The sequence below is a fragment of the Amycolatopsis sp. NPDC049688 genome, assembly GCF_040674975.1.
GTDB lineage: Bacteria > Actinomycetota > Actinomycetes > Mycobacteriales > Pseudonocardiaceae > Amycolatopsis.
This window is the reverse complement of sequence record NZ_JBFANY010000017.1, coordinates 183,092-207,945: the sequence shown is the minus strand read 5'-3', so window position 1 is coordinate 207,945 and position 24,854 is coordinate 183,092. Positions and strand designations below refer to the sequence as shown.

The 24,854-nt window shown below is 72.7% G+C and carries 27 protein-coding genes; 20 read left to right on the top strand and 7 right to left on the bottom strand.

Features of this window, described 5'->3' with window-relative positions:
- Positions 1-80: 80 nt before the first annotated feature.
- The 6 genes from AB0J55_RS37895 to AB0J55_RS37870 all read left to right on the top strand — a co-directional run bounded on the left by AB0J55_RS37895 (position 81) and on the right by AB0J55_RS37870 (position 4,414).
- Positions 81-506: a MarR family transcriptional regulator gene (locus AB0J55_RS37895; RefSeq protein ID WP_364260187.1), complete on the top strand. Its 426-nt coding sequence runs from the start codon at positions 81-83 to the stop codon at positions 504-506.
- A 73-nt stretch (positions 507-579) separates the two neighbouring features.
- Positions 580-1,437 (top strand): STAS domain-containing protein, encoded by an 858-nt coding sequence (locus tag AB0J55_RS37890; RefSeq protein WP_364260136.1) that lies wholly within the window; start codon positions 580-582, stop codon positions 1,435-1,437.
- A complete protein-coding gene (locus AB0J55_RS37885; RefSeq protein WP_364260133.1) occupies positions 1,434-1,826 on the top strand; it encodes an STAS domain-containing protein in 393 nt (130 codons plus the stop codon). Before AB0J55_RS37890 ends, AB0J55_RS37885 begins: the two co-directional genes overlap by 4 nt.
- On the top strand, positions 1,816-2,238 hold the full coding sequence (locus tag AB0J55_RS37880) for an anti-sigma regulatory factor (protein WP_364260130.1): 423 nt from the start codon (positions 1,816-1,818) through the stop codon (positions 2,236-2,238). The genes AB0J55_RS37885 and AB0J55_RS37880 overlap by 11 nt, the downstream gene beginning before the upstream one ends.
- Entirely contained in the window at positions 2,235-3,224 is a 990-nt protein-coding gene (locus AB0J55_RS37875; RefSeq protein WP_364260127.1) for an ATP-binding protein, read from the top strand. Before AB0J55_RS37880 ends, AB0J55_RS37875 begins: the two co-directional genes overlap by 4 nt.
- Positions 3,224-4,414, top strand: coding sequence for a PP2C family protein-serine/threonine phosphatase (locus AB0J55_RS37870; RefSeq protein WP_364260124.1), 1,191 nt, complete (start codon positions 3,224-3,226; stop codon positions 4,412-4,414). Before AB0J55_RS37875 ends, AB0J55_RS37870 begins: the two co-directional genes overlap by 1 nt.
- 498 nt (positions 4,415-4,912) lie before the next feature.
- Here AB0J55_RS37870 and AB0J55_RS37865 read toward each other — a convergent pair whose 3' ends face one another.
- Positions 4,913-5,689 carry a GntR family transcriptional regulator gene (locus AB0J55_RS37865; protein WP_364260121.1) on the bottom strand — a complete coding sequence of 259 codons (777 nt, stop codon included), beginning with the start codon at positions 5,687-5,689 and terminating at the stop codon, positions 4,913-4,915.
- Positions 5,690-5,825: 136 nt separating this feature from the next.
- Between AB0J55_RS37865 and AB0J55_RS37860 the strand changes: the two genes are divergently transcribed.
- The 3 genes from AB0J55_RS37860 to AB0J55_RS37850 all read left to right on the top strand — a co-directional run bounded on the left by AB0J55_RS37860 (position 5,826) and on the right by AB0J55_RS37850 (position 8,660).
- Entirely contained in the window at positions 5,826-6,695 is an 870-nt protein-coding gene (locus AB0J55_RS37860) for an aldolase (protein ID WP_364260119.1), read from the top strand.
- 47 nt (positions 6,696-6,742) lie between these two features.
- A complete protein-coding gene (locus AB0J55_RS37855; RefSeq protein WP_364260116.1) occupies positions 6,743-8,233 on the top strand; it encodes a CoA-acylating methylmalonate-semialdehyde dehydrogenase in 1,491 nt (496 codons plus the stop codon).
- 67 nt (positions 8,234-8,300) lie between these two features.
- Complete coding sequence (locus AB0J55_RS37850; RefSeq protein WP_364260113.1) at positions 8,301-8,660, top strand: hypothetical protein; 360 nt, start codon at positions 8,301-8,303, stop codon at positions 8,658-8,660.
- Positions 8,661-8,733: 73 nt separating this feature from the next.
- Here AB0J55_RS37850 and AB0J55_RS37845 read toward each other — a convergent pair whose 3' ends face one another.
- Positions 8,734-9,309, bottom strand: coding sequence for a TetR/AcrR family transcriptional regulator (locus tag AB0J55_RS37845; protein ID WP_364260110.1), 576 nt, complete (start codon positions 9,307-9,309; stop codon positions 8,734-8,736).
- A 182-nt stretch (positions 9,310-9,491) separates the two neighbouring features.
- Between AB0J55_RS37845 and AB0J55_RS37840 the strand changes: the two genes are divergently transcribed.
- From AB0J55_RS37840 to AB0J55_RS37815, 6 genes are all read left to right on the top strand, one after another.
- The gene (locus AB0J55_RS37840) at positions 9,492-9,944 is read left to right on the top strand and encodes a (2Fe-2S)-binding protein (protein WP_364260107.1); all 453 of its coding nucleotides are present in this window, start codon (positions 9,492-9,494) and stop codon (positions 9,942-9,944) included.
- A complete protein-coding gene (locus tag AB0J55_RS37835) occupies positions 9,931-10,893 on the top strand; it encodes a xanthine dehydrogenase family protein subunit M (protein WP_364260104.1) in 963 nt (320 codons plus the stop codon). The genes AB0J55_RS37840 and AB0J55_RS37835 overlap by 14 nt, the downstream gene beginning before the upstream one ends.
- The gene (locus tag AB0J55_RS37830) at positions 10,890-13,064 is read left to right on the top strand and encodes a xanthine dehydrogenase family protein molybdopterin-binding subunit (RefSeq protein WP_364260101.1); all 2,175 of its coding nucleotides are present in this window, start codon (positions 10,890-10,892) and stop codon (positions 13,062-13,064) included. Before AB0J55_RS37835 ends, AB0J55_RS37830 begins: the two co-directional genes overlap by 4 nt.
- A gap of 193 nt (positions 13,065-13,257) precedes the next feature.
- Positions 13,258-14,688: a carboxylesterase family protein gene (locus AB0J55_RS37825; RefSeq protein ID WP_364260098.1), complete on the top strand. Its 1,431-nt coding sequence runs from the start codon at positions 13,258-13,260 to the stop codon at positions 14,686-14,688.
- A gap of 245 nt (positions 14,689-14,933) precedes the next feature.
- On the top strand, positions 14,934-16,211 hold the full coding sequence (locus AB0J55_RS37820; RefSeq protein WP_364260095.1) for an ATP-binding protein: 1,278 nt from the start codon (positions 14,934-14,936) through the stop codon (positions 16,209-16,211).
- Between the two features lie 74 nt (positions 16,212-16,285).
- Positions 16,286-16,711 (top strand): hypothetical protein, encoded by a 426-nt coding sequence (locus AB0J55_RS37815; protein ID WP_364260092.1) that lies wholly within the window; start codon positions 16,286-16,288, stop codon positions 16,709-16,711.
- Here the strand turns inward: AB0J55_RS37815 and AB0J55_RS37810 are convergent.
- Entirely contained in the window at positions 16,708-17,397 is a 690-nt protein-coding gene (locus AB0J55_RS37810; protein WP_364260089.1) for a GNAT family N-acetyltransferase, read from the bottom strand. The two genes, AB0J55_RS37815 and AB0J55_RS37810, sit on opposite strands and share 4 nt — an antisense overlap.
- 66 nt (positions 17,398-17,463) lie before the next feature.
- On the opposite strand from AB0J55_RS37810, the gene AB0J55_RS37805 reads away from it, so the two are divergent.
- Positions 17,464-18,093, top strand: a complete 630-nt coding sequence (locus tag AB0J55_RS37805; protein ID WP_364260086.1) for a hypothetical protein — start codon at positions 17,464-17,466, stop codon at positions 18,091-18,093.
- On the opposite strand, the gene AB0J55_RS37800 is transcribed toward AB0J55_RS37805, so the two are convergent.
- From AB0J55_RS37800 to AB0J55_RS37790, 3 genes are all read right to left on the bottom strand, one after another.
- On the bottom strand, positions 18,015-18,638 hold the full coding sequence (locus tag AB0J55_RS37800) for a hypothetical protein (RefSeq protein WP_364260083.1): 624 nt from the start codon (positions 18,636-18,638) through the stop codon (positions 18,015-18,017). The two genes, AB0J55_RS37805 and AB0J55_RS37800, sit on opposite strands and share 79 nt — an antisense overlap.
- An 81-nt stretch (positions 18,639-18,719) precedes the next feature.
- Positions 18,720-19,127, bottom strand: coding sequence for a VOC family protein (locus tag AB0J55_RS37795; RefSeq protein WP_364260080.1), 408 nt, complete (start codon positions 19,125-19,127; stop codon positions 18,720-18,722).
- An 82-nt stretch (positions 19,128-19,209) separates the two neighbouring features.
- The gene (locus AB0J55_RS37790; RefSeq protein WP_364260077.1) at positions 19,210-19,764 is read right to left on the bottom strand and encodes a hypothetical protein; all 555 of its coding nucleotides are present in this window, start codon (positions 19,762-19,764) and stop codon (positions 19,210-19,212) included.
- A 401-nt stretch (positions 19,765-20,165) separates the two neighbouring features.
- On the opposite strand from AB0J55_RS37790, the gene AB0J55_RS37785 reads away from it, so the two are divergent.
- The 4 genes from AB0J55_RS37785 to AB0J55_RS37770 are packed head-to-tail and all read left to right on the top strand — an operon-like array spanning position 20,166 to position 24,335.
- Entirely contained in the window at positions 20,166-20,606 is a 441-nt protein-coding gene (locus AB0J55_RS37785) for a MarR family transcriptional regulator (protein WP_364260074.1), read from the top strand.
- Entirely contained in the window at positions 20,603-21,409 is an 807-nt protein-coding gene (locus AB0J55_RS37780) for an ATP-binding cassette domain-containing protein (protein WP_364260071.1), read from the top strand. The genes AB0J55_RS37785 and AB0J55_RS37780 overlap by 4 nt, the downstream gene beginning before the upstream one ends.
- Complete coding sequence (locus AB0J55_RS37775) at positions 21,369-22,190, top strand: ABC transporter permease (RefSeq protein WP_364260068.1); 822 nt, start codon at positions 21,369-21,371, stop codon at positions 22,188-22,190. Before AB0J55_RS37780 ends, AB0J55_RS37775 begins: the two co-directional genes overlap by 41 nt.
- Before the next feature lie 36 nt (positions 22,191-22,226).
- Positions 22,227-24,335 carry a transglycosylase domain-containing protein gene (locus AB0J55_RS37770; RefSeq protein WP_364260065.1) on the top strand — a complete coding sequence of 703 codons (2,109 nt, stop codon included), beginning with the start codon at positions 22,227-22,229 and terminating at the stop codon, positions 24,333-24,335.
- 1 nt (position 24,336) lies between these two features.
- Here AB0J55_RS37770 and AB0J55_RS37765 read toward each other — a convergent pair whose 3' ends face one another.
- Positions 24,337-24,762 (bottom strand): nitroreductase/quinone reductase family protein, encoded by a 426-nt coding sequence (locus tag AB0J55_RS37765; RefSeq protein ID WP_364260062.1) that lies wholly within the window; start codon positions 24,760-24,762, stop codon positions 24,337-24,339.
- Positions 24,763-24,854 lie beyond the last annotated feature (92 nt).

Below are 24,854 nucleotides of genomic sequence, written 5' to 3'. Positions count from 1 at the left end.
TGCCGGTTCAGCATAGGGATGCCACAGTGGACGCCGTGGATCGATCCCGCGAGCAGGCCGCCCCGGACGGGACGGCTGCCGTGTCGGACCTCGCCCGCCTCTTCGAGTCGGTGGTCGAGGGCGAGCGGGACGTCTCGCCGCGCCCGCTGTCGGTGTCGCAGCTGCGTGCGGTCGTCGCGCTGGATCGCCACGACGGTGTCAACCTGCGGGAACTCGCCGAGCAGCTCGGTTCGACGCCGCCGCTGGTGAGCCGGCTCTGCGACCGGCTGGAGGCGGTCGGCTTCCTCGAGCGGCTGCCCAGCGCGCGCAGCCGGCGGGAGCTGACGCTGCGGCTGTCCGACCGCGGGCGGGCCTACCTGCAGGAACTGCGGGCGCGGCGGCGCGACCGCGTGGAGCTGCTGCTGGCGAAGATGAGCCCGGCGGGCCGCACCGCGCTGGCCGCCGGGCTGGCGGAGTACCGGGCGCTGGCCGAGCGGGCCGGGGAACCCCCGGATTTGCATCACTGACACCACTGTTGTTATATGGCAATACTTAGGTCGGCGTACAGCAGAGCGCGCCCGAACACCGGAGGAGGAGTCGGTGCTGGGCACGGACGACAGCCAGGTCCGCACAGTGTTGGCGCGCGTGCTGGAGGAGGACCGGACCGCGCTGGCCCACGACTGGGCCGGCCCGGAAACGGGCGACGGCGGCTCGCCCCAACTGCGCCGCGAAGCGGTCGAGCTGGTGGAAGCGCTCCGGCAGGCGCTCACCGGCACCCTCCCGGTGTCGCGGATCGTCGAGCAGGACCCCGCGGTGCGGGACGCGCTGACGTCGCTCTCGGAACGCCGGGCCCGCGCGGGCGCCCAGCCGTCGGCCACGGCCATGGCGATCCTGGCGCTCAAGCGCACGATGCTGGGCGCGATCGAGCGCCACACCGAAGACTCCGCGCTGCGCTACCGGGCCGCGCTGCTGGTCAACGAGCTGCTCGACAGCGCGGGCGTGCTGACCTTCGAGGTCTACTCCACCGGCCGGGAACGGATCATCCGCGAGCAGCACAGCCAGATGCTCGAGCTGTCCACGCCCGTCGTGCGGCTGTGGCGGCACGTCCTCGCGGTGCCGCTGATCGGCACGCTCGACAGCGCCCGCAGCCAGGTCGTGATGAACAGCCTCCTGGAGTCCATCCAGGCGAACGAGGCGCGGGTGGCGATCATCGACATCACCGGCGTCCCGACCGTCGACACCGCGGTGGCGCACCACCTGCTGCAGACGGTCAGCGCCGTCCGGCTGATGGGCGCGGAGTGCGTGATCAGCGGCATCCGCCCGTCGATCGCCCAGACCATCACGCAGCTGGGCATCGACCTCTCCCACATCGTCACCCGTGGCTCGCTGGCCGACGCACTGGCGACCGCGATGCAGCTGCTCGGCGACAGCGGCAGGCCGGGCGCGGTGTCCGGGTGAACGCCGGCCTGCCGATCCTGCGGCTGGGGGACATCCTGCTCAGCGGGCTGATGAGCGACCTGGACGACAAGACGGCCCTCGCGTTCACCGACGAGCTGACCACGCGGATCGCCGACGAGGGCATCCGTGGCGTGATCATCGACATCTCCCGGCTGGAGATCGTCGACTCGTTCGTCGCCCGCGTGCTCATGCAGCTGGCCGGCACCGGACGGCTGCTCGGCACGCGGATGATCGTGGCGGGGATGCGGCCGGCCGTCGCGCTGACCCTCACCGAGCTCGGGCTGCAGCTCACCGGCGTCCGGACCGCGCTCAACGCGGAGCAGGCGATGGAGCTGCTGGGCTGGCGCCGTCCCGCCGAGGCCGCCGAAGAGGCGCCTCATGCTTCCTGACGAGCGGACCACCCCGTCCGGCGAGCACCCCGTCCGTGTGGAGGAGGACCTCCTCGCGGCCCGCCACGCCGTGCGGGCCGCCGCGGTCGCCGCCGGGTTCTCGATCGTCGACCAGACGAAGATCGTCACCGCGGCCAGCGAGCTCGTCCGCAACGCCTACATCCACGGTGGGGGCGGCACGATGACCGTGGAATCCGTGCGGGACGCCGCCGGCCGGCACGGGCTCCGGCTGCGCGTGCGCGACGAGGGCCCCGGAATCGCCGACGTCGAGCAGGCGATGACCGACGGCTTCAGCACCGGCGCGGGGCTCGGGCACGGCCTCGGCGGCACCCGCCGCCTGGTCGACGACTTCGACCTCGACACCGCGCCCGGCCGCGGCACCACCGTCACGGTCGTGCGCTGGAAACCATGACCGTCACCGCCGACCTGACGCGCCAGATCCGCGTCGACCACCCCAGTGCCGGGTACGCCGCCGCCCGCGTCGCGCGCGAAACCGCGCAGGACGCCGGGCTGCCGGCGGTGCTCGCCGACCGCGCCGCGGTCGTGGCCGCCGAGCTGGCCGGCAACATCGACAAGCACACCGGGGGCGGCTCGGTGTTCGTGCAGCGGTCGCTCGGCGGGCGCGGCATCGACGTGCTGGCCGCCGACGACGGCCCGGGGATGGCCGACCTCGACCACTGGCTGCTCGACGGCAACACGAGCACCGCCACCCTCGGCGCCGGGCTGGGCGCGGTGAAGCGGATGGCGACCGAGTTCCGGATCACCTCCTCCCCCGCGGACGGCACGCTCGCCGCCGCCCGCCTGCTCGACGCGGCCTCGCCCCCGCTGCGCGGCGCCACCGGGCACTTCCGCCTGGCGCGCGACGGCGAGGAGTACTGCGGGGACGCCGTCGCGCTGGCCGAGGTCACCGGCAGCCGGACCGCCGTCGTCGCCGACGGGCTCGGCCACGGTCCCGACGCCGCCGAAGCCGCGGACGCCGCGCTGCGCGTGTTCACCGAGAACCCGGACCGCCCGCTGCCGCACCAGCTCACGAACATGCACCGCGCCCTGCGCGCGACCCGCGGCGCCGCCGTCGCGCTCGTGCGGATCGCGCCACGGCGGCTCGAGTTCTGCGGTGTCGGCAACGTCGGTGGCGCGAGCGTCGGCGACGGGCCGGCCCGGCTGCTGCTCAGCACCCCCGGCATCGTCGGGTTCACGCTGCCGGCCGCGCCGGTCCGGCACCTGGCGCTGGCCGAAGACGACGTCGTCGTCCTGCACACCGACGGCGTCGGCACCGGCTGGCGCGTCCCCGGGCGGACCCCCGACCTGCTGCTGCTCGCCGCGGACCTCGCCCACCGGCACCGGAACCCGCGCGACGACGCGGCCATGCTCGCCCTGCACGCGGACCGGCCCGCCTGATGCGCCCCGACCTGGCCCGGATCCGGCGGCGGCTGCGCACCGCCTGCACCCAAGCCGGGGTGCCCGCCGACGACCGGGGACGCCTGGTGCTCGCCGTCACCCTCCTCGCCGAACCCGCGCTGACCGCCGGGGAAACCGTCGACCTGGCGACGGCGGCGTCGGACCGCCGGCTCGCCGTGACCGTGCGGCTGGAGCACGCCGTGACCCAGGGCAGCCGCGACGCCCTGCCGCTGCTGCCCGAGCGCGGCGACGGCGACACCCTCACCTGGCACCTCGCGGGCGGCCGCCCGGCGGCCCCGGCCGACCCCGACGACGACCGGGCGACGCGCGAGGAAATGCTCGCGCTGGTCGCCCGCGCCGACACGCTGGCACAGGAGCAGCGCGACCTCAAGCACGAGCTCGCGGAGACCAACAGCGGCGTGCTCGCGATGTACGTGGAACTGGAGCAGCGGGACGAACAGCTCCGCCGCGCGCACGCGGCGATCTTCCGCGAGCTGGAGGACGCGCTGCGCCCGCGGCCACCGGCGGTACCGGGCCTGGAGCTGGCCGTCCACTACTCCCCGACGGACCAGGACTCCCCCACCGGCGGCGACCTCTACGACTGGTTCATCCTGCCCGACGGACAGGTCCACGTGACGCTGGTCGACGCGGTCGGCCACGGCGTCACCTCGACCCGCCACGCCCTGACCGTCACCCACGCGATCCGCACCCTCGCCCTGGAGGGACACCCGTTCCCGGACCTGATCGCCCACGCGTCCCACACCCTCTCGGCGATCGAACCGGGCCTGATGGCGACGGTCCTGCTGGCCCGCGTGGACCCGGTGACCGGCCGCACCCGGTTCGCGAACGGCGGGCACCCGGAGCCCGTGGTGGTCACCGCGGCAGGCCCGGCGCGGCTGCTGCCCGCCCCTGTCCCCGGCCGCGGCGTCGGCTTTCCCGACCCGGGCAGTCCGGAGCTCGTCGACCTGGTCGTCGAGCCCGGCGACACGGTGCTGCTGTACACCGACGGCCTGGTGGAAAGCCGCAAGAACGTCGACGAAGGCCAGGCCCGCCTGCTCGCACTGGCGGCGGCCCACCGCACCCGGCCGACCGCGGAACTGCCCCGCGAGATGGTGACCCGGATGCACGACGTCGTCCTGCACGCCGACGACACGGTCGTCCTGGCCCTGCGCCGGACGGCCGTGGCGTAGGAGGCACGGCCGCGGGTACCCCGCGCCCGATGCACACCGGCCGCGTGCGGGGTGTCGGCCGGCACCGAGCGCCCGGGCCGTCCCCCGGCCGTCCTTTTCGGACACTCGGCCGCCGCGCAGGTCGCGGTGCGGCGCCCGGACCTCGTCCCGCACTACCTGCGGCCCGGGCCGCGGCGCCTGCTCCGGATGATCCACCCGGAGTCCTGGGCGCGTGTTGATCACGGAGTTCGCCGGGGGTTAGCCGCGGTGCGCCCGGGTATGCCGGACACGCGCGTCGGCACGACGTTCGGGCACGAGTTCGTCGGCGTCGTCGAAGAGGTCCTGCGATGGCGACGGCGGTGAAGGTCCGGCGCGGCCTCGTGGCTCTGGCCGCCGGGCTCCTCGTCTTCGCCGCCACGGCGTGCGACCGGCCCCCGGCCTCGCCCGGGACGGTGCACGGCGTCGCCGTCGACGGGAAGCTCACCACGAAAGCGGGTGGCCTGGGGGTGGCCGGGCCGCCTACTGGGGCCCGTTCGTCAGCGAAAGGTTGAACGTGTAGCGCGAGGCGCGGTAGACGTGCCAGCCGTACTCGACCACGCGGCCGCTGTCGTCGTAGGTCGTGCGCTGCATCGTCAGCAGCGCCGCTCCCGGCTCTTCGTCCAGCAGCTCCGCGTCCTCCTCGGTCGCCAGGCGGGCGCCGATGTGCTGCTCGGCCGCGTGCAATCGCACTCCCGCCGAGCGCAGCAGCTGGTAGAGGCCGTGCTCACGCAGCTCGTCGTCGCCCGGGTCGAGCACGTCGCCGGGCAGGTAGTTGTTCATCAGGGCGAGGGGCTCGCCGTCGGCCGACCGGATCCGCTTCAGCCGCCGGACGCGCGTCAGCCCGGGTGCTTCCAGCAGCTCGGCGACCTCAGCAGCGGCGTCTTCGACGCGGTTGACCAGCACCGCCGACGCCGGCTTGCCACCCAGCCCGGCGAGGTCGTCGAACAGGCTGCTCAGCCGCAGCGGCCGGGCGACCTTCGTCCGGACGACCTGCGTGCCGACCCCGCGCCGCCGGACGAGCAGGCCCTGGTTGACCAGGGTCTGGATCGCCTGGCGGATCGTCGGCCGGGACAGGTGCAGGCTCGCGGCCAGGTCGATTTCGTTGCCCAGCCGGGCGCCCGCCGGCAGCCTGCCGTCCTCGATCGCGGCGTGCAGCTGGCGGGACACCTGGAAGTACAGCGGTTCCGGGCTGTCCGGGTCCAGGACGATCTCGCGGCCCGGGTCCCAGGCCCCGAAGGTGACGTCCACCTTGTTCATCCCCGGAGCCTACCGCCACCGCACCCTCTGTAGGAATGACTTGTTGTCCATATGTCTTGACAAAGTCGCTCGCCGCTGCGATCGTCGTCTTCGAGGGCACGCACGCCCTCTCAGACTGCGAGCGGAGTGTGGAACCGTGACCGAGGTGCTGCGGCGCATCGTCGACCGGCGCGTGCACGACCCGGGAGCGATCGCCGAGGCGGCCGCGAGCCGCGTGCGGGCGAAGTCGCCCTTCAACGACAAGGGCCGCACGATGATCGTCGCCGCGGACCACCCCGCTCGCGGCGCGAACGCGGTGGGCGGTCGCCCGACGGCGATGGCCGACCGCGGCGAGCTCCTCGAACGGCTGTGCCTGGCCCTCGAACGCCCCGGCGTCACCGGCGTCCTGGCGACCGCGGACGTCATCGACGACCTGCTGCTGCTCGGCGTGCTCGACGGCAAGACCGTGCTCGGGTCGATGAACCGCACCGGCCTGGCCGGCTCGAGCTTCGAGATCGACGACCGCTTCGCCGGCTACGACGCGGGAACGATCGAGCGGATGCGGTTCGACGGCGGCAAGACGCTGACCCGCATCTGCCTCGACGACCCGGCCACGCCGAGCGTCCTGGAGAACACCGCCAAGGCCATCGGCGAGCTGGCGGACCGCAAGCTGATCGCCCTGGTCGAGCCGTTCCTGTCGACCTGGGTCGACGGGCGCATCGAGAACGACCTCTCCCCCGATGCCGTGATCAAGTCGATCACCATCGCCGCCGGGCTCGGCCGGTCCTCGGCCTACACCTGGCTGAAACTGCCGGTGGTGGACGAAATGGAGCGCGTGCTGGCGTCCTCGACCCTGCCCGCCGTCCTGCTCGGCGGCGAGGTGAAGGACCCGGACGCGGCCTTCGCGGCCTGGCAGCGGGCGCTGACCCTGCCGACCGTGCAGGGCCTGGTGGCCGGCCGCTCCCTGCTCTACCCCCACGACGGCGACGTCGCCAAGGCCGTCGACACCGCGGTGGGGCTGCTGTGAACCCCCGGCACCACCGCGACCCCAGCGCTACTACCGGCAGGAGCACCGTGAACACCATCGAACACTGGATCGGCGGATCCGCCACGCCGGCGGGCTCGAGCCGCACGTCGCCGGTCTTCGACCCGGCCACCGGACAGCGGCAGGCGTCGGTCCTGCTCGCCGAGCCGTCCGATGTGGACACCGCGGTCGCCGCCGCGGGCAAGGCGTTCGAGGCGTGGGGCGACTCCTCGCTGGCCCAGCGCACCAAGGTGATGTTCGCCTTCCGCGAGCTGCTGGTCCGGCACGAAGACGAGCTCGCCCGGATCATCTCGGCCGAGCACGGCAAGGTGATCGAGGACGCCCGCGGCGAGATCGTCCGCGGCCGCGAGGTCGTCGAGTACGCGTGCGGCATCGCCGACGCGCTCAAGGGCAGCTTCTCCGACCAGGTCTCCCGCGACGTCGACGTGCACGACTTCCGGCAGCCCCTGGGCGTGGTCGCCGGGATCACGCCGTTCAACTTCCCGATCATGGTGCCGCTGTGGATGCACCCGATCGCCATCGCCACCGGCAACACCTTCGTCCTCAAGCCCAGCGAACGGGACCCGTCGGCGTCGAACTTCGTCGCGCGGCTGTACGCCGAGGCCGGGCTGCCCGACGGGGTCTTCAACGTCGTGCACGGCGACAAGGTCGCGGTCGACGCGCTCCTCGACCACCCGGACGTGGCGGCGGTGTCGTTCGTCGGCTCGACCCCGATCGCGAAGTACGTGCACGAGCGCGGGACCGCGGCCGGCAAGCGCGTCCAGGCCCTCGGCGGCGCGAAGAACCACGCGGTGGTGCTGCCCGACGCCGACCTGGAGTACGCCGCCGGCCACCTCACGGCCGCGGCGTTCGGCTCGGCCGGCCAGCGGTGCATGGCGATCTCGGTCGGCGTGGCCGTCGGCACGGCCGGCGATCGGCTGATCGAGGTCCTCGAGCGCAAGGCCCGCGCAGTGCGCGTCGGCCCCGGCACCGACCCGGCCAGCGACATGGGCCCGGTCGTCACCGAGGCGGCCCGCGAGCGCGTGGTGCAGTCCGTCGCCCGGGGCGCGGAGCAGGGCGCCACGGTGGTGGTCGACGGCCGCGACCTGAAGGTGGCAGGCCACGAGGAGGGTTTCTTCGTCGGCCCGTCCCTGCTCGACCACGTGACCACGGAGATGGACGCGTACCGGGAGGAGATCTTCGGCCCGGTGCTGGCGATCGTCCGCACGGAGACGATCGACGAAGCGATCGCGGTCATCAACGCCAACCCGTACGGCAACGGCACGGCGATCTTCACCGGCAGCGGCGAAGCGGCCCGCAAGTTCCAGCGCGCGGTGAAGGTGGGCATGATCGGCGTGAACGTGCCGATCCCGGTCCCGATGTCGTACTACTCCTTCGGCGGCTGGAAGGACTCCCTCATCGGCGACAGCCCCATCCACGGCCCGGCGGGCGTGCGCTTCTACACCCGCGCCAAGGTGGTCACCACGCGTTGGCCGCACACGAGCGCCTCGGCGGCGTTCGCCTTCCCGACGTCCGGCTGACCCGCAACCGGAACACCCTCCTCCGGTTTCCGGTACGGTGGGCGGCGAACCACCGAAGGAGGCTGCCGTGGGATACCGAGGCCCGCTCCCGAAGAACGCCGTCGACCGCGTCAACAGCTGCGTCGGCGCACTCCGGACGTCACCACGCTGGGGACCTCTGGTCCGCCGGCACCTGACCCAGGTCACGTACACGGGCCGCCGATCGGGCCGCACGTTCAGCACCCCCGTCGGCTACCGGCGGACGGGCGACGTCGTCACGATCGGCGTCCGCCTGCCGGACGCGAAGTCGTGGTGGCGCAACTTCACCGGCGAAGGAGCCCCGCTCACCCTCGAACTCGACGGCACGGACCACACCGGCCACGCAGTGGCGCGCCGCGACGAAAAGGGCCGGGTGACCGTGACCGTCCACCTCGACGGGGCGGCCTAGGACCTGTTCGCGAAGGCAGCTGAGCAGCGTGGGCGGATGGCTCGCCGTCACCTCACCTCCCCCGAGGGCAGGTCTAGCCGGACTGCGCGGCCATCCCGTGCCACAGCAGATCCGCGAGGCTCGCCGCGTCACTGCGCCAGTCGCCGTCCGGGTCGAGCCACAGGAGGCCGCCCATGCCGCGCATGACCAGCACGGGGGTCAGGCCCGGGCGGACCGTCCCGGCCGCCACGTTGGCGTCGAGCATCTTCGCCACCGCGCCGAGCATCTCCTCGTAGGCGTCGACCGGCAGCTCACCGCGGAACGCCGTCGCCGTCCGCAGCGCGTCGGCCAGCCCCTTCTTCGTCATCATGTAGTGGGCGACGTGGTCGGTCACCCACACGCGGAGCGCCTCGGCCGGGGCGTGCTTCTCCAGCAGCACCGGCACGACGTCCACGATGTGCCGGACTTCGCGCCGGTACACCGCCAGGATCAGGGCCTCCGGGGTCGGGAAGTGCCGGTACACCGTGCCGACGCCGACCCCGGCCTGCTTCGCGATCGCGTTGAACGAAACCTCGCCGGTATCGGCCAGCGACGCGGCCGCCGCCGCGAGGATACGCTCGTGGTTGCGCCGGGTGTCCGCGCGCCGGGGACTGACCGATCCCGTCGTCATCGCCTCTCCCCGTCGTCGTGCCGTCCCGCTGAATCTAGCCGAGAGCTGGAGCAACTCCAGCGTGCCCGCTTCGTTGCCAAGCGGATTGTAATCCGCTAGCCTCGCGACCGAGTGAAGCGGATGAGTATCCGCTCCCCGTGCTAATCCCCCACCACACCGCCCGGCTCTGCGGAAAGAGACCAGTGGACATCTCACTCGAAGTCAACGGCACCACCGAACACCTGGACGTCGATCCCGGCGTCACGCTCCTGGACGCGCTGCGCGAGCGCCTCGCCGTCACCGGCCCGAAGAAGGGCTGCGACCGCGGGCAGTGCGGCGCCTGCACCGTGCACGTCGGCGGCAAGCCCGTGCTCTCCTGCCTCACCCTGGCCGCCACCGTGCGGCAGCCGGTGACGACCGTCGAAGGTCTGTCCACAGAGGACGGGCTGCACCCGGTGCAGCAGGCGTTCGTCGACCAGGACGCCCTGCAGTGCGGGTTCTGCACCGCCGGGCAGATCATGTCGGCGGTCGCCGCCGTCGAGCAGGACGTCGAGGACGTGCGGGAGTTCATGTCCGGCAACCTCTGCCGGTGCTCGGCCTACCCGAACATCGTCAAGGCGGTCGAGCAGGCGAGGCGGGCCGATGCGTCCCTTTGAGCTGACCGCGCCCACCACCGTCGAAGCGGCGGTCGCCACACCCGGCACCTTCCTGGCCGGCGGGACCACCCTGGTCGACCTGATGAAGCTCGACGTCCTGACGCCGCAGCACGTCCTGGACATCAACGGGGTGCCGCTGCGCGGCATCGACACGGCCGACGGGCTGCGCTTCGGCGCGCTGGAGCGGATGGGCACCATCGCCGCGCACCCCGGCGTCTACCCCGCGATCTCGCGTGCCCTGCTGCTGAGCGCGTCCCAGCAGCTGCGGAACATGGCCAGCATCGGCGGGAACCTGCTGCAGCGCACGCGCTGCTCGTACTTCCGCGACATCACGATGCCGTGCAACAAGCGGGTTCCCGGCAGCGGCTGCTCCGCGCTCACCGGCGCGAACCGGATGCACGCGATCCTCGGCACCAGCGAGTCGTGCGTGGCCACGCACGCCAGCGACGTCGCCGTCGCCCTGGTCGCGCTCGACGCGCGCCTGCGGCTGACGGACGCGAACGGCAGCCGCGAGGTCGCCCTCCGCGACTTCTACGAGCTGCCCGGCGACACACCCGCGGTGGAGAACGACCTGCGCCCCGGCGAACTGATCACCGAGGTGCTGGTGCCCCGGCTGGACTGGGCGGCGAACTCCACCTACGTCAAGGTGCGCGACCGCCAGTCCTACGAGTTCGCGCTGTGCTCGGCCGCCGTCGCGCTGGACGTCCGGGACGGCGTGGTCGCCGACGCCCGGGTCGCGGCCGGCGGCGTCGGGACGGTGCCGTGGCACCTGACCGGCGTCGAAGCCGCCCTGCGGGGCGCCCCGGCGACCCAGGCGAGCTTCGAAGCGGCCGCCGCCGTGGCGGTCGACGGCGCCCAGCCGCTGGCCGGGAACGCGTTCAAGGTGCCGCTGCTGCAGCGCACCATCGTCCGGGCACTGCTCGAACTGACCGAGGGGAGCTCCCGATGATCACCCGGCTGGACGCGCCGCTGAAGGTCACCGGCCAGGCCAAGTACGGCGCCGACCACAACTTCTCCGGCATGGCCTACGGCTACATCGTGCTCAGCACGATCGCCCACGGCGAGGTCGAAGCCATGGACGCCGCCGCGGCGAAGGCCGCGCCCGGCGTACTCGGGGTGTTCACGCCGTTCGAGCCCCTCGAACTGCGCACGCCGAGCCTGCCGGTGTTCGGCGAGACGTGGGTTCCGTTGCAGAACAAGGAAGTCACCTACTACGGCCAGCCGATCGGCTTCGTGGTCGCGGAAACGTTCGAGCAGGCCCGCGACGCCGCGACGCTCGTCGAAATCACCTACCGCACCCGGCCGGCCCGGACGTCGCTCGCCGAACACCTCGACACGGCCGAAATGGCGCCGCCGACCTTCAACGGCGCTCCCCCGGAAATCGAGGTGCTCGAAGACGGCGTCGAATCCTTCGAGGCCGCGCTGGCCGCGAGCCCGGTGGTCGTCGAGGCGACCTACACGACCGCGACGCAGAACCACGCCGCGATGGAGCCGCACTCCGCGGTCGCGGTGTGGGACGACGGCGAAGTGACCGTCTACAGCGGCAACCAGGCCTCCGACATGCAGGCGACGGAGCTGGCCGTCGCACTCGGTGTGGAGCGCGAGGCCGTCCACGCGATCAACCCGTTCGTCGGCGGCGCCTTCGGCGGCAAGGGACGCACGTCCACGCCGGCGTTCCTGGCCGCGGCGGCGGCCCGGGCGCTCGGCCGGCCGGTGAAGGCCGCCCTGAGCCGTGAGCAGGTCTTCACCGCGACCGCCGGCCGGGCCGCGACGGTCCAGAAGCTCGCGCTCGGCGCCGAGCGCGACGGCACCCTGGTCGCCGTGCGCCACGACTCGTGGTGCAGCACCGACACCGCCCGGTCGTTCGTCGAACCGACCTCGCACGGCACCTCGCGCGAGTGGTACGCCACGAAGAACCTGTCCATCACGCAGAAGATCGTGCCGCTCAACGTGCCGCCGACGACGTTCATGCGGGCGCCGGGCGAGGCTCCCGGCTCGTTCGCGCTGGAAAGCGCGATCGACGAGCTGGCGGTGAAGCTCGGCATGGACCCGATCGAGCTGCGCGTCCGGAACAACTCGATCGCCCCGCCGGGGCACGACCTGCAGTGGTCGAGCAAGCACCTCGACGAGTGCTTCCGGATCGGCGCGGACCGCTTCGGCTGGGCCCACCGGCCGGCCGGCTCGCGCACCGACGGCGACTGGCTCGTCGGCACGGGCGTGGCCACCGCGGTGTTCCCCGCCCTGCGGTTCCCGGCCACCGTCGGCATCACGCTGCGGGCGGACGAGACCGCCGTCGTCGCGACGAGCGGCGCGGACCCCGGCACCGGCCTGCTGACCGTGCTCTCCCTGGTCGGCGCCGAATCGCTGGACATCCCGGCGGACCGGATCGTGCCGCGGCTCGGCGACTCGGCCCTCCCGCCGGGCGGCATGTCCGGCGGCTCGACGGCGACGGCGAGCGCGGGCACCGCGATCATGCTCGCCGCCACCAAGGCGATCGACGAACTGGTCGCGCTGGCCGCCGATCCCGGTGGCCCGTTCGAAGGCCGGCAGGTCACCTACGCCGACGGCCGCGTCTGGGCCGGCGGGACGTCCATGCCGTTCGGGGAACTGCTGCGGGCGGTGGGCCGCGAATCGCTGGAGGTGACCGGCTCGTCGGCGCCCGGTGAGGAAATGACCAAGCACTCGTTCGCTTCGTGGGGCGCGCAGTTCTGCGAGGTCCGCGTGCACAAGTGGACGCGCGAGGCGCGGGTGTCCCGGATGCTCGGGGTGTTCGACGCCGGCCGGATCATCAACGACAAGGCCGCGCGCAGCCAGCTGATGGGCGGCATGATCTGGGGCGTGTCGGCCGCGCTGCACGAAGGCCTGGAGATCGAGGCGAACGGCCGGTTCGCCAACGGCGACTTCGCGAGCTACCTGCTGCCGGTCAACGCCGACATCCCCGAGGTCGACGTCCACTTCGTCGAGTACCCCGACACGCTGCACAACGCGGTCGGTGCGCGGGGCCTCGGCGAAATCGGCACGGTCGGCATGGCGGCGGCGGTCGCCAACGCGGTGTACAACGCCACCGGCATCCGGGTGCGGCACATCCCGATCACCATCGAGGACCTCCTCGAAGGCTGAGACCGCGGGCGGGGCGTGCCGGCGCCCCGCCCGCGCTTCCTCGGGAATTCGCCGGGTCTTCGTCCGTTCGGCCGATCGGGGCCGGGCGCCGTTATCCATCCGCGACCACGGAAGGGACTCCGCCCGTGACGGCGGCCCGTCCGCGGTCCTAGGCTGACGGGCGCTTCCCCCACCGTCCACGAAGGGCCCCCGCATGACCGACCCCGTCGTCCCCACCACGTCCGGCGCGGTCCGCGGTCAGGTCACCCCCGCCGGCGTCGTGCGCTTCCGCGGCATTCCGTACGCCGCCGCGCCCGAGGGCGAACTGCGCTTCGCCGAACCTGTCCCGGCGCCACCGTGGGAAGGCATCCGGGACGCGCGGAGACCGGGGCCGACCGCCCCGCAACGCCGGCACGACGTGCCCGGGCTCGACCTGACCCCGCTGGCCGGCACGGGCTGGCGGCCGGGACCGGAGTACCTGACGGTGGACGTCTGGACCCCGCAGCCGGGCGCGGCTTCGCTGCCGGTGCTGGTGTTCGTGCACGGCGGCGGGTTCATCGGCGGCACCGGGTCGGCCGCGGTCCACGACGGCACGGCGTTCGCCCGCGCCGGCGCGGTGCTGGTGACCGTGCAGTACCGGCTGGGCATCGACGGGTTCCTGCCCCTCGACGGCGGCACGACCAACCTCGGCCTGCGCGACCAGCTCGCGGCCCTGCACTGGGTCCGGGAGAACATCGCCGGGTTCGGCGGCGACCCCGCCAACGTCACGCTCTTCGGCGCGGCTTCCGGCGCCGTCAGCGTCGCCTGCCTGCTCGGATCGCCGCTCTCGCCGGGGCTCTTCCACCGCGCGATCGTCCAAAGCGGACATCCGGACATGGTCCGCGACGGCGTCCAGGCCCGGCGGCTGGCCAAGGTCGTCGCGGACGAGCTGAAGGTGGAAGCGACCGCGGAGGCGTTCCGCAAGGTGTCGACGGAGCAGCTGCTCGACGCGCAGGACGCGGTCCTGCGCCCGGGCGGCGCACCGGACCTGCGCGACGCGCTCGGCTACGACCGCGGCTACGGCCTGAGCCCGTTCCTCCCGGTGATCGGCGACGACGTCCTGCCGCAGCACCCGGGCAAGGCGATCAAGGCGGGCGCGGGGCGTGACGTCGACCTGATCGCCGGCAGCTGCAGCGAGGAGATGCGGTTCTACCTGGTGCCCACGGGAGCGCTGGAGGCGGTGACCGACGACCAGGCGGTGGCCTCCCTGGCGGTGTCCCACCCGGACCCGGCCGGCGTGCTGTACGCCTACGGCCTGGGGTCGGGACGCACGGCGGGCGAGGTCCTGGTGGAGGCCCTGACCGACCTGGTCTTCCGCGACGGCGTCCGCGCCCTGGCCGAGAACCACACCGGCCGGACGTTCCGCTACGAGTTCGAGTGGGGCTCGCCCCTGCTCGAGGGCCGCCTGGGCGCCTGCCACGGGCTCGAGCTGCCGTTCGTGTTCGACGCACTGGACGCGGTGTCCGGCCCGCGCGGCCTGCTCGGCGAGAACCCGCCCCGCGAGCTGGCCCAGGACCTGAACGGCGCCTGGCACCGCTTCGCCACGACGGGCGCACCCGGCTGGGCGGAGTACGAGGGCGAAGAAACGATGTTCCACGCGTACTGACGGGCTCTGTCGCCGCGCCTGCGGTCCCTGCTCGCCGCGACTGTCCGCACCGGACACCCGTCCCGCCTCGGATCTTCCGCACACCCCTCTTCACCTGCACCTGCACGCCCGTTCGAGCACCAGGTCACGAACCGGTCGCCCCCTTTGCTCCAGCGGGCTGGCTCGCGGCCGGGACGGTTGACGAGTCCCCTGCCGCGCTGCCAGGCTCAGGCCGCCCGGACGGCCGGATTGAATGGGGACCACCGATGCCCGAGGCGGGCTCTGCCGCACCGCCGCGCGCGTTCGTCCGCACGCTGCTGCGCAGCGGCACACCCGCGGAACCCGCCGAGCCGCTTCCCGACACCAGCGACCTCACCGCCGTCGGGGACGCGACCCTCGCCCGCGCCTCGCGCTACTGGGTCGCCGTGCCGCTGGCCTACCGGGCCGCGGCGTTCGTCAAGGTGTTCATCGGGTTCACCGCCGCGAACGGCGTGCTCGGGCTCGGGCCGGTGCTGGGCGCCACCGCCTTCGCCGTCGTGGTCAACACCGCCGCCGTGATCTGGGTGCTGCGTGCGGGCGGCCTGCGCGCCCGGTTCACCAGCCGCGCCCTCGCCCTCGACCTCTCTCTCGGCGTCGCCCTCAACCTCGTGGTGGCGATGACGGCCCCGCCCGCGATCCAGCCGTTCGCCGTCGACGTGTCCTGGACCTGGCTGGTCGGCTCGGTCGCCATGTGGGCGGGCACGTCCGGGCTGCCCGCGGCGCTGTGGCTGTTCGCGGCCGCCGTCCCACTGCGCGCCGCGCTGACCCTCGCCGGCGGTCTCCCCTTGGGCAACCAGCTCGCCATGACGCGGTCGATCGGCTGCCTGGTGGCGCTGGCGGTGGCGATCGTGCTCGCCGTGGCGATCCTCATCCTGCTCGGCGTCGGCACGCGGTTCGCGGTCGACATCGGGCTCCGGCGCGGGCGCCAGGCCGAGCGCCTCCGGACCCGGCGGATCATGCACGACAGCGTGCTGCAGACGCTCGAAGCGCTGGCCATTTCCGCGCCCGGCGACGACGCTCACGCCGTCACGCGGCTGTCGGAGCTGCGTTCGGTGGCCAAGGCGGAGGCGGCCGAGCTGCGCCGCCGGATCACCGAGCCGGTGCCGACGGGACCGACGCGGAGCTTCGCGGTCGAGCTCGCCGACGTCGCCACCGAACTGGCGCGCGACGGCCTGCGCACGCAGCTGGTCGCCGCGGACTTCGCCGACGATCACAAGGTCTCACAGGTCCGGCGCACCGCGCTCGTCGAAGCGGTCCGGGAGGCGTTGCGCAACACGGTGAAGCACTCGGGGACCAAGCAGGTCGTGCTGCGGGTGGAGGAACGCGACGGCGGGATCGCGGTGGTGGCCCGCGACCAGGGCCAGGGCTTCGACGTCGGCGCCCGGCCGCCGGGCTTCGGCATCAGCCAGTCCATCGTGGCGCGGCTGGCCGAGGTCGGCGGGCACGGCACGGTGGACTCGCAGCCGGGCCGCGGCACCCGCGTCACGATGTGGGTGCCCGGCTGAGCGTGGCCGGATCCCGGCGGTTCCTGGCATTCCTGCCACTCCCCGGCGCCCGCGAAGATCGGTAACTTCGCCGCGTGTCGAAAATCCTGCTCTCGGTCCACGTCCTGGCGGCGATCCTCGCCGTCGGCCCGGTCGCCGTCGCGGCCAGCATGTTCCCCGCCGCCGTCCGCCGGGGCGACGTCAAGTCGGCGACCCTCCTGCACCGGATCTGCCGCGTGTACGCCTACGCCGCCATCGCGGTGCCGGTGTTCGGCTTCGGCGTCGCGGGCACGATGCACGTCATGGGCGACCCGTGGCTGCTCGTGTCGATCGGCCTGACGGCGGTCGCGGCCGCGGTGCTCGCCCTGCTGGTCCTGCCGCGCCAGAAGCGCCTGCTGGCCGAGGAGCCCCCTTCGGACGTCCTCGGCCGGCTGGCCATGCTGACCGGGGTGTTCAACCTGCTGTGGGCGGCGGTGACGGTGCTGATGATCGTCCGCCCCGGCTCGTCGACCGGCGCCTAGACCGCCACCGCGAGCGGCACGCGCACCGCGACGAAGTCCGGCCGGTACCGCAGCGCGAACCCCAGCGAGAGGTAGAGCCGGATCGCGGCGGTGTTGCCGGCCGCCGCGTGCATGATCGGCGTCTCACCGCGCTCGCGGATGCCCGCGGCCACCGCGAGCACCAGCCGGGTCGCCAGGCCCTGGCCGCGGAACGCCGGGTCGGTGCAGACCGCGCTGATCTCCGTGTGGCCCGGCGGGTGCAGCCGCTCGCCGGCCATCGCGATGAGCGCGCCGCCGCGCCGGATGCCGAGGTAGGTGCCCAGCTCGACGGTCCGCTTCCGGAACGGCCCCGGCCGCGTCCGCTCGACGAGGTCCAGCATCTCGGGCACGTCCGCGGGGCCGAGCCGCACGGCTTCCGGGTCCGGCGCCGCCGCGACCCCCTCGTCGACCAGCTGCACGCCGGGGATCTCGTCGAGCACCTCCCAGCCGGACGGCGGCCGCGCGGTGGCCGCGGCGATCACGACGGTCGCCCCCGGCCCGGCGAGCTCGGCGACGTCCAGCCAGTCCTGTTCGCCGGGGTCGTCGGGCAGCGCCAGGAACGGCGCGACGTCCTCCGGGTAGCGCAGCACGCGCCCGCGCCGTTCCGCGAAATGGGCGTGCGGGCCGGTCAACGACGCCCAGGTGGGGTTGTCCAGCGGAGAAGCCATGGTTCCAGCATGCTGATCGGCGCGGGGTGGCCGCCGTCACTCCCACATCCTGGGTAGGGTGCGCACGTGGGTTCCCAGGTCCCGGTGTGGATTCCGGTCGTCGTCGCGCTGCTCGGCCTCGCCGGGGTGATCCTGACCCAGATCCTTTCCGGACGACGCGAGAACCGGCGGATGGCCGAAGACGCCGCCCGCGAGGAGCGTCGGTGGCAGCGCGAGCGCGAGGCGCGGACGCACGAAACCCGCGCCGACGCCTACGCCCAGCTGATGGGCGTCCTCGAAGCGTTCGACGGGGTCCTGTTCCAGGCCCGCGCGGTCGTCGAATCGGGCCGCAAGCTGGACGAACACCAGCTCGCCGAGCTGCGGGAGGTGCGCAGCGAGGCCCAGCACGCGCTCGGGCCCGTCGTGCTGCACGCACCGGAGGCGGTCCGGCGGCTGGTCAGCGACGCCACGCTGCCGCGGATGCGGCTGGCCGCGATGCTGCTGGACCCCGACCCCGACGACGGCGCCCGGCTGCGGCCGGCCTGGGACGCCGGCCAGCGCGGCTACCGCGTCATGCGTGCCCGGATGCGGGCCGACCTGGGCTTCGACGCGGAACCGGTGGACGAGCTGTACGGCCCTCAGCCCACCGTGGTCAGCTCCTCGTCCGAGAGCACGTCGGACCCGGCCGACACGACCAGCCTGCCGCCGCCGACCTGATAGCGGTAGTCGCCGTTCACCGCGACGAAGCCGTCTCCCGACGCTTCGGCGGGCAGCATGATGTGGGTGTCATCGGAGGCCGCCTGCCCGCGGGCCTGGCCGTCGTAGAAGATCCGGCCGTCGGGCGTCCGGCAGATGGTGACGAGCGACTTCGCGGTCTGGGCGACGAGCAGCGCCGTCCCCTGCCCGCCGGGGAGGTAGTGCGCGGCGTCCTCCGGGCACGGCTTCTCCGCCGTCGTGCTGGACGGCGTGACCGGCGGGGCGACGTCTTCCGCCGTGGTGACGACGACGGTCTTGGTGGTCGGCAGGGCGGGTGTCGTGTACTCCGGGAACGGCCCCGACGCGGCCGGGGCGGGCCGCGGGCGCCCGGCGAACAGCAGCACCCCGCCGACGGCCAGGCCGGCGACCACCATCAGGGTCAGCAGCACCCACAACGCCCGCGCGCGGGCCCGGCCGGGAGCCAGGCTCGCGCACGTCCCGCAGCGCCGGGCAGCGGGGTCGTTGTCCGCGCCGCACTGCGCACACGTCCAGGGAAAACCCGCCATCGGGCCTCCTTCGGCCCGGCGCCACGCCACGCCGGTCCCTCCATCGTCACCGACGGCGGCACCGGCTGCAACGCCTCGCGGCTAGCCCTGGACGACGTTGACCATCCACGGGATGCCGAACTTGTCGACGCAGGCGCCGAATTCGTCGCCCCACATCTGCTTTTCGAACGGAACCGTCACGGTGCCGCCGCCGCTCAGCTTGTCCCAGTAGCCGCGCAGGTCGTCGGCGTCGTCCCCGCTGAGGCTCACCGAGATGTTCGTGCCCGGGTTGTGCTCCATCCCGGCCGGGGTGTCCGACGCCATCAGGGTGAAGCCGTTCTCGGCCTCCAGCTGGGCGTGCATGACCTTGTCCGAGTCCGCTCCTTCGGGTGAACCGAACTCCCCGAACGTGTTCAGCGTCAGCGTGCCACCGAAGACGCTCTTGTAGAACTCCATGGCCTGCCGCGCGTCGTCGCGGAAGCTCAGGTACGGGTTGAGACGAGAAGCCACGGCCAACTCCTTCGATCGAAGAGAGCAGCATCCTCGCAGAGCTCACCGGCGGCGCCAATCGGCGGAATTTCAGCGTTGCGCGTCAGAGCGCGAACCGCCGGTGGGCGGTGGGTTCGAGGGGCAGGGCGCCGTGCAGCGCGGCCCGGGCGCGCAGCTCCAGCGCCCGGTCCAGCGGCCGGGTCCCCGGTGCCGTGGCGTGGAACGTCCCGCGGTCGAACAGGTAGACCAGCGCGAGTTTCCCCTCGCGGCGGCCGGCCGGCTCGCCGAACTCGACGGTCGCGCAGCGCAGGGAGCCCCCGTAGCCCGCCCTCGCCAGCCGGTCCGCGACGTCGACCAGGTCGCCGGTCAGCACGCGCAGGTCGCGGTTGCGGCGCCAGCACCGGACCGTCGAGCGGCCGTGCAGGTCCTGCGTCACCAGCGGGTGCACCGGCAGCCGCGCCGACGTCGCGGCGATCAGCTCCGCTTCGGTGCGGGCCAGCGCGTCCCCGTCCACCTTGAAGTCGACCGTGCCGCCGCCGGTGGGCGCCAGGCCGAGCGCGGCCCGCACCCGCGGGGCGGCCGCGGCGAGGGTGTAGAGGGACTGCAGGTGCGGGCGTGAAGTCCAGCACCGGACGAGCTTGCTGTCCAGCAGAGTCACGAACGTTCCTATCTTCGGTCGAGAAGACCGCCGGACCGGGCGCACTGGCAGTGTCCACTGTGGACGTCAGGCGCGGGGCGCGGGGGTCGGAAAGGACAGCATGCGCTTGTGGGGTGGATTCCGGTTGTGAACCGGGGGGTGGGGCGGCGAACGGCAGCACTTTGACGTTGAACGGTCACTGCGGGTCAGGTTCCGCCGATCAGCGGTGTCCTTTCGGCCTCTGCCGTGGCTGGTCGTTCGGTCGCGACGGGATTGCAAGCATGTCCTCGCCGGACGGGCAGGCTCTGGGATGACCACCTAGCTCCTTTGGTGTGAGAGTCGCCGTGGTGGCTTCCAGCATTTCTCGCCGAATCGGACATTTAGCGTTGCTAATAGATCTGGGTCAGAGCTAGTTTGGGGGTGTGAGTGAACTCGCCGATCGCCTGCTGGGGACCGTTCTGGGGATTCGGCGGGTGGTGCGCCGCCGGGTGCGCGCTGGTGCGCCGGGGCCTCCGCTGCCCGGTGCGCAGGTTGAGCTGCTGCGCGTGGTGGCCGACCAACCCGGCATCGGCGTTGCCGCCGCCGCGCGTGAGCTGCATCTGGCGAACAACTCCGTCAGCACGCTGGTCAACCAGCTCGTCGATGCTGGGCTGCTGCGGCGCGAGGCCGATCCGGCCGATCGGCGGGCCGCCCGGCTGGGCGTCACCGCCGTGGCCGCCGAGCGGATGGCGGCCTGGCGCCGGGTCCGCACCGGGCTCGTTGCCGACGCGCTCGCCCAGCTGTCCGAAGAGGACATCGCCGCCATTGAACAGGCGTTGCCGTCGCTCGAAAAACTCGTGGGAATTCTGAAGGAGCAGTCATGACCGAACCGGCGGCGGTGCGCTGCACCGGTCTGCGCCACTCGTTCGGGTCGACCCGCGCTGTGGACGGTGTCGACCTGGAAATCCGCCCTGGCGAGGTGTTCGGGCTGCTCGGCCCGAACGGGGCCGGCAAGACCACCACCCTCCGGATGATCACCACGTTGCTGCCGGCGGCTCCGGACCGGATCACCGTCTTCGGTGTCGACGTCGCCCGGCGCCGGATGGTCGTGCGGCGGCTGATCGGGTACGTGCCGCAGCAGCTGTCCGCCGATGGCGCGCTGACCGGCCGGGAAAACGTCGCCTTGTTCGCGCGGCTGTTCGACGTGCCGCGCGCCGGGCGGCGCGAGCAGGTGCAACTCGCGCTGGACCTGGTCGGGCTGGGCGGCGACGCCGATCGGACGGCGAAGACGTACTCAGGTGGCATGATCCGCCGGCTGGAACTCGCTCAGGCTCTGGTCAGCTCGCCGCGGCTGCTCGTCCTCGACGAGCCGACGATCGGGCTCGACCCCGTCGCCCGCTCCTCGGTGTGGGACCGCATCGGCTCGATCCGCGCGGCGACCGGCATGACCGTGCTCGTCACCACGCACTACATGGACGAAGCCGAGCAGTACTGCGACCGCGTCGCCCTGATGCACGCCGGCCGGATCCGGGCGCTCGGCACCCCGGCCGAGCTCGAGGCCGACCTCGGTCCGGGGTCCACTTTGGACGACGTGTTCCGGTCCGTGACCGGTGATCGCCTGACGAGTGAAGAAGGAGGAATCCGCGGTGTCCGTGCCACTCGCCGTACCGCCCGCCGTCTCGGCTGACCCGGGTCCGCTGCGCCGGCTGCGGGTGCTCGCCGCCCGCGTCGGCGCGATGTGCCTGGTGGAGCTGCAGAAGCTGCGCCGTGACCAGACCGAGCTGCTCACCCGGGCCATCCAGCCCGCGCTGTGGCTGCTGATCTTCGGGGAGACGTTCACCCGGCTGCGGGCGATCCCGACCGGCTCGACCCCGTATCTCGACTACCTGGCGCCGGGCATCCTCGCGCAGTCGGCGTTGTTCATCGCCATTTTCTACGGCATCCAGATCATCTGGGAACGCGACGCGGGCGTCCTGGCCAAGCTGCTGGTGACCCCGACCCCGCGCGCGGCGCTCGTCGCGGGGAAGGCGTTCGCCGCCGGGGTCCGCGCGCTCGTCCAGGCCCTGATGGTGCTGATCTTGGCCGCGCTCCTCGGCGTCGGGCTGACCGCGAACCCGCTGAAGCTCCTGGCGATGGCCGTCGTCCTCGTGCTCGGTTCGGCGTTCTTCTGCTGCCTGTCCATCGTGATCGCCGGGATCGTGCTGTCGCGGGAACGGCTGATGGGCATCGGCCAGGCGATCACGATGCCGCTGTTCTTCGGGTCGAACGCGCTGTACCCGGTGGACCTGATGCCGCCGTGGCTGAAGGTGCTCAGCCACGTGAACCCGTTGAGCTACCAGGTCGACGCGCTGCGCGGCCTGCTGATCGGCACTCCCGCGCACCTCGGCACCGACTTCGCCGTGCTGGCCGTGGCGACGGTGGCGGCCGTTTCGGTCGCCTCGGCCCTGCTCGGGAGGTTGGCCCGGTGAGGTCCATGTCTCACCGAACGGAAGCTTTATCGCCGGATGCCTAATCTCGATTCCGTGAAACGTCGCCGGGGTGTGGTCCCTTTTGCCGGATTGTGTGTGCTCGCCGGAATTCTGGTCGCCGGGACGGCGGCCCCCGTCGCCCTCGGCGCGGGCCTGCTGTCGAATCAGGTCAGCGATTCGGTGGACGCCATTTCCGCCCAGCTGGCCGCGGCCGACCCGCCCTTGGTCACGACGGTGACCGACCGCGACGGCACCCCGATCGCGACGCTCTACGCGCAGTACCGCCTCCCGGTCACCGCGGCCGGGATAGCGACCACGGTGAAGGCCGCGATCATCGCGGTCGAGGACCGCCGGTTCTACACCGAAGGCGGCGTCGACCTGCAGGGGATGCTGCGCGCGGCGGTCAACGACAGCACTGGCGGCGCGCTGCAGGGCGCGTCGACGATCACGCAGCAGGACGTCAAGAACTACCTGATCAACGTCGTCGACCGGAACGACCCCGCGGCCCAGCAGGCCGACCGGGAGGACTCCCTCGCCCGCAAGCTGCGGGAAGCGAAAATGGCCGTCCAGCTGAACGAAACGAAGAGCAAGGACGACATTCTCGCCGATTACCTCAACGTCGTCGAATTCAGCGGAACCGTGTACGGGGTCGGAGCCGCGGCAAAAGCGTATTTCGGGACGACGGCGGACAAACTGACCGTGCCACAGGCGGCCCTGCTCGCCGGAATGGTGAACAACCCCACGATCTACAACCCGTACGCGCACCCGGACAAGGCGCTGCAGCGCCGCAACCTCGTCATCGACGACATGGTCACCAACGGCTCCATCCCCGCCTCGTACGCGGCCACCGCGAAGGCCACCCCGCTCGGGGTGCTGCCGAACGGCCCGGTCACCCCGTCCGGCACCTGCCTCGGCGCGGCGCCGGACGCGGGATTCTTCTGCGCCTACGCGGAAAGCTACCTCGTGCACGCCGGGTTCACCGCCGACCAGCTGGCCACCGGCGGCTACACGATCAAGACGACGCTCGACCCGCGCGTCTCGCAGGTGACGAAGGACGCGGTCGACGCGAACGTGCCGACCACCCAGGACGGCGTGGCCAACACCTTCGCCGTCGTCCAGCCGGGCCAGGACGGCCACCAGGTGCTGGCCATGGTCGCCAACCGCAACTACGGCACCGACCCGGCGCAGGGCGAGACGTCGACCGACATTGTCGCCGACGCGAGCAACGAGTTCGGCGCGGGCTCGTCGTTCAAGATCTTCACCTCGGCCGCGGCCCTCGTCACCGGCAAGGCGGGCCTGGACACCCCGCTGCCCAACCCGGACAGCCAGTGCTTCCCGGTGCCGGACGCGCCCTGCTACACGGTTCACAACGACGGCCACTACGCGGACCCGATCACCCTCGCCGACGGGCTGGCGACGTCGCCGAACGTGGCCTTCGTCGGGCTCGAAAGCCAGGTCGGGATGCCCGCCGTGCTGGACATGGCCGCCAAGCTCGGGCTGCGCAACACCCTCGCGACCAACGACGCCGGCCACGCACCGGACCCGAAGTCGGGCAATCCGCAGTACAGCCGGCCGCAGTCGCAGTACTTCCAGAACCTGCTGTCGTTCACCCTCGGCAACAGCCCGGTGAGCCCGCTGGAGATGGCGAACGTTTCGGCGACGCTGATGAGCGGCGGCGTCTGGTGCCCGCCGAACCCGATCCTGTCGGTGACCGACCGGAACGGGACCGCGGTGCCGGTCCGGCAGCAGGCGTGCGAGCGGGTGATCCCCACCGGCGTCGCGAACACCCTGGAGGCGGGGCTGAGCAAGGACACCACGAGCGGCACGTCGGCCGAAGCGGCCCGTGCGGCGGGCTGGACCCGGCCCGACATCGGCAAGACGGGCACGACGCAGCAGAGCGAATCGGTGGCGTTCGTCGGCGGTGTCGACGGCTACGCGGTGTCGTCGATGGTGTTCGCCGACGGGCCGCACCCGCGCGAGATCTGCCCGGGCACCCCGGTGCACCTGGGCAACTGCGGCCACGGCGCGTTCGGCGGCACGGTCGCAGCCCCGCCGTACTTCCACGCGATGAGCGTGCTGCTGGCGGGCGTCCCGGACCAGCCGATCCCGCCGGCGGACCCGGCGTACCTGCAGGCCCGGTCGTGACCTACCGCGGTTCGAGGAAGACGAGCGGGATCTCCCGCTCGGTCTTCGTCTGGTACTGCGCGTAGTTCTTGAAGTCGGCGGTGATCTTCGGCCACAGCTGCGCCCGCTCCGCGGCATCGGCGACCCGGGCGCGCATCGGCTGCTTCGGCCCACCCTTGATCGACACCTCGACGTCGGGCTGGTCCCGCAGGTTGAGGAACCACGCGGGATGCACGTCGTCCCCACCGCGCGACGCCACGACGACGTAGGTGTCGCCGTCCTGGTGCGGCGAGGTCAGCAGCACGGTCCGCGGCTGCCCGCTCTTGCGCCCGACGGTGGTGAGCTCGAGGACCGGCATGGCGGCCTGCCACCCGACCCGCCCGCGGGTCAGCTTGATCAGGCCGCGGTGCACGGCGTTCATCGTCTTGAGGGCGAAGTCGCTCGGCATGCGCCCAATCTAGCGCCGGGTTCGCCGAAACCGCCCCACCGGGCGCCGGCGATGTGCGAGGCTGCCGGGCGAACGAAGACCGAAAGAGAGAA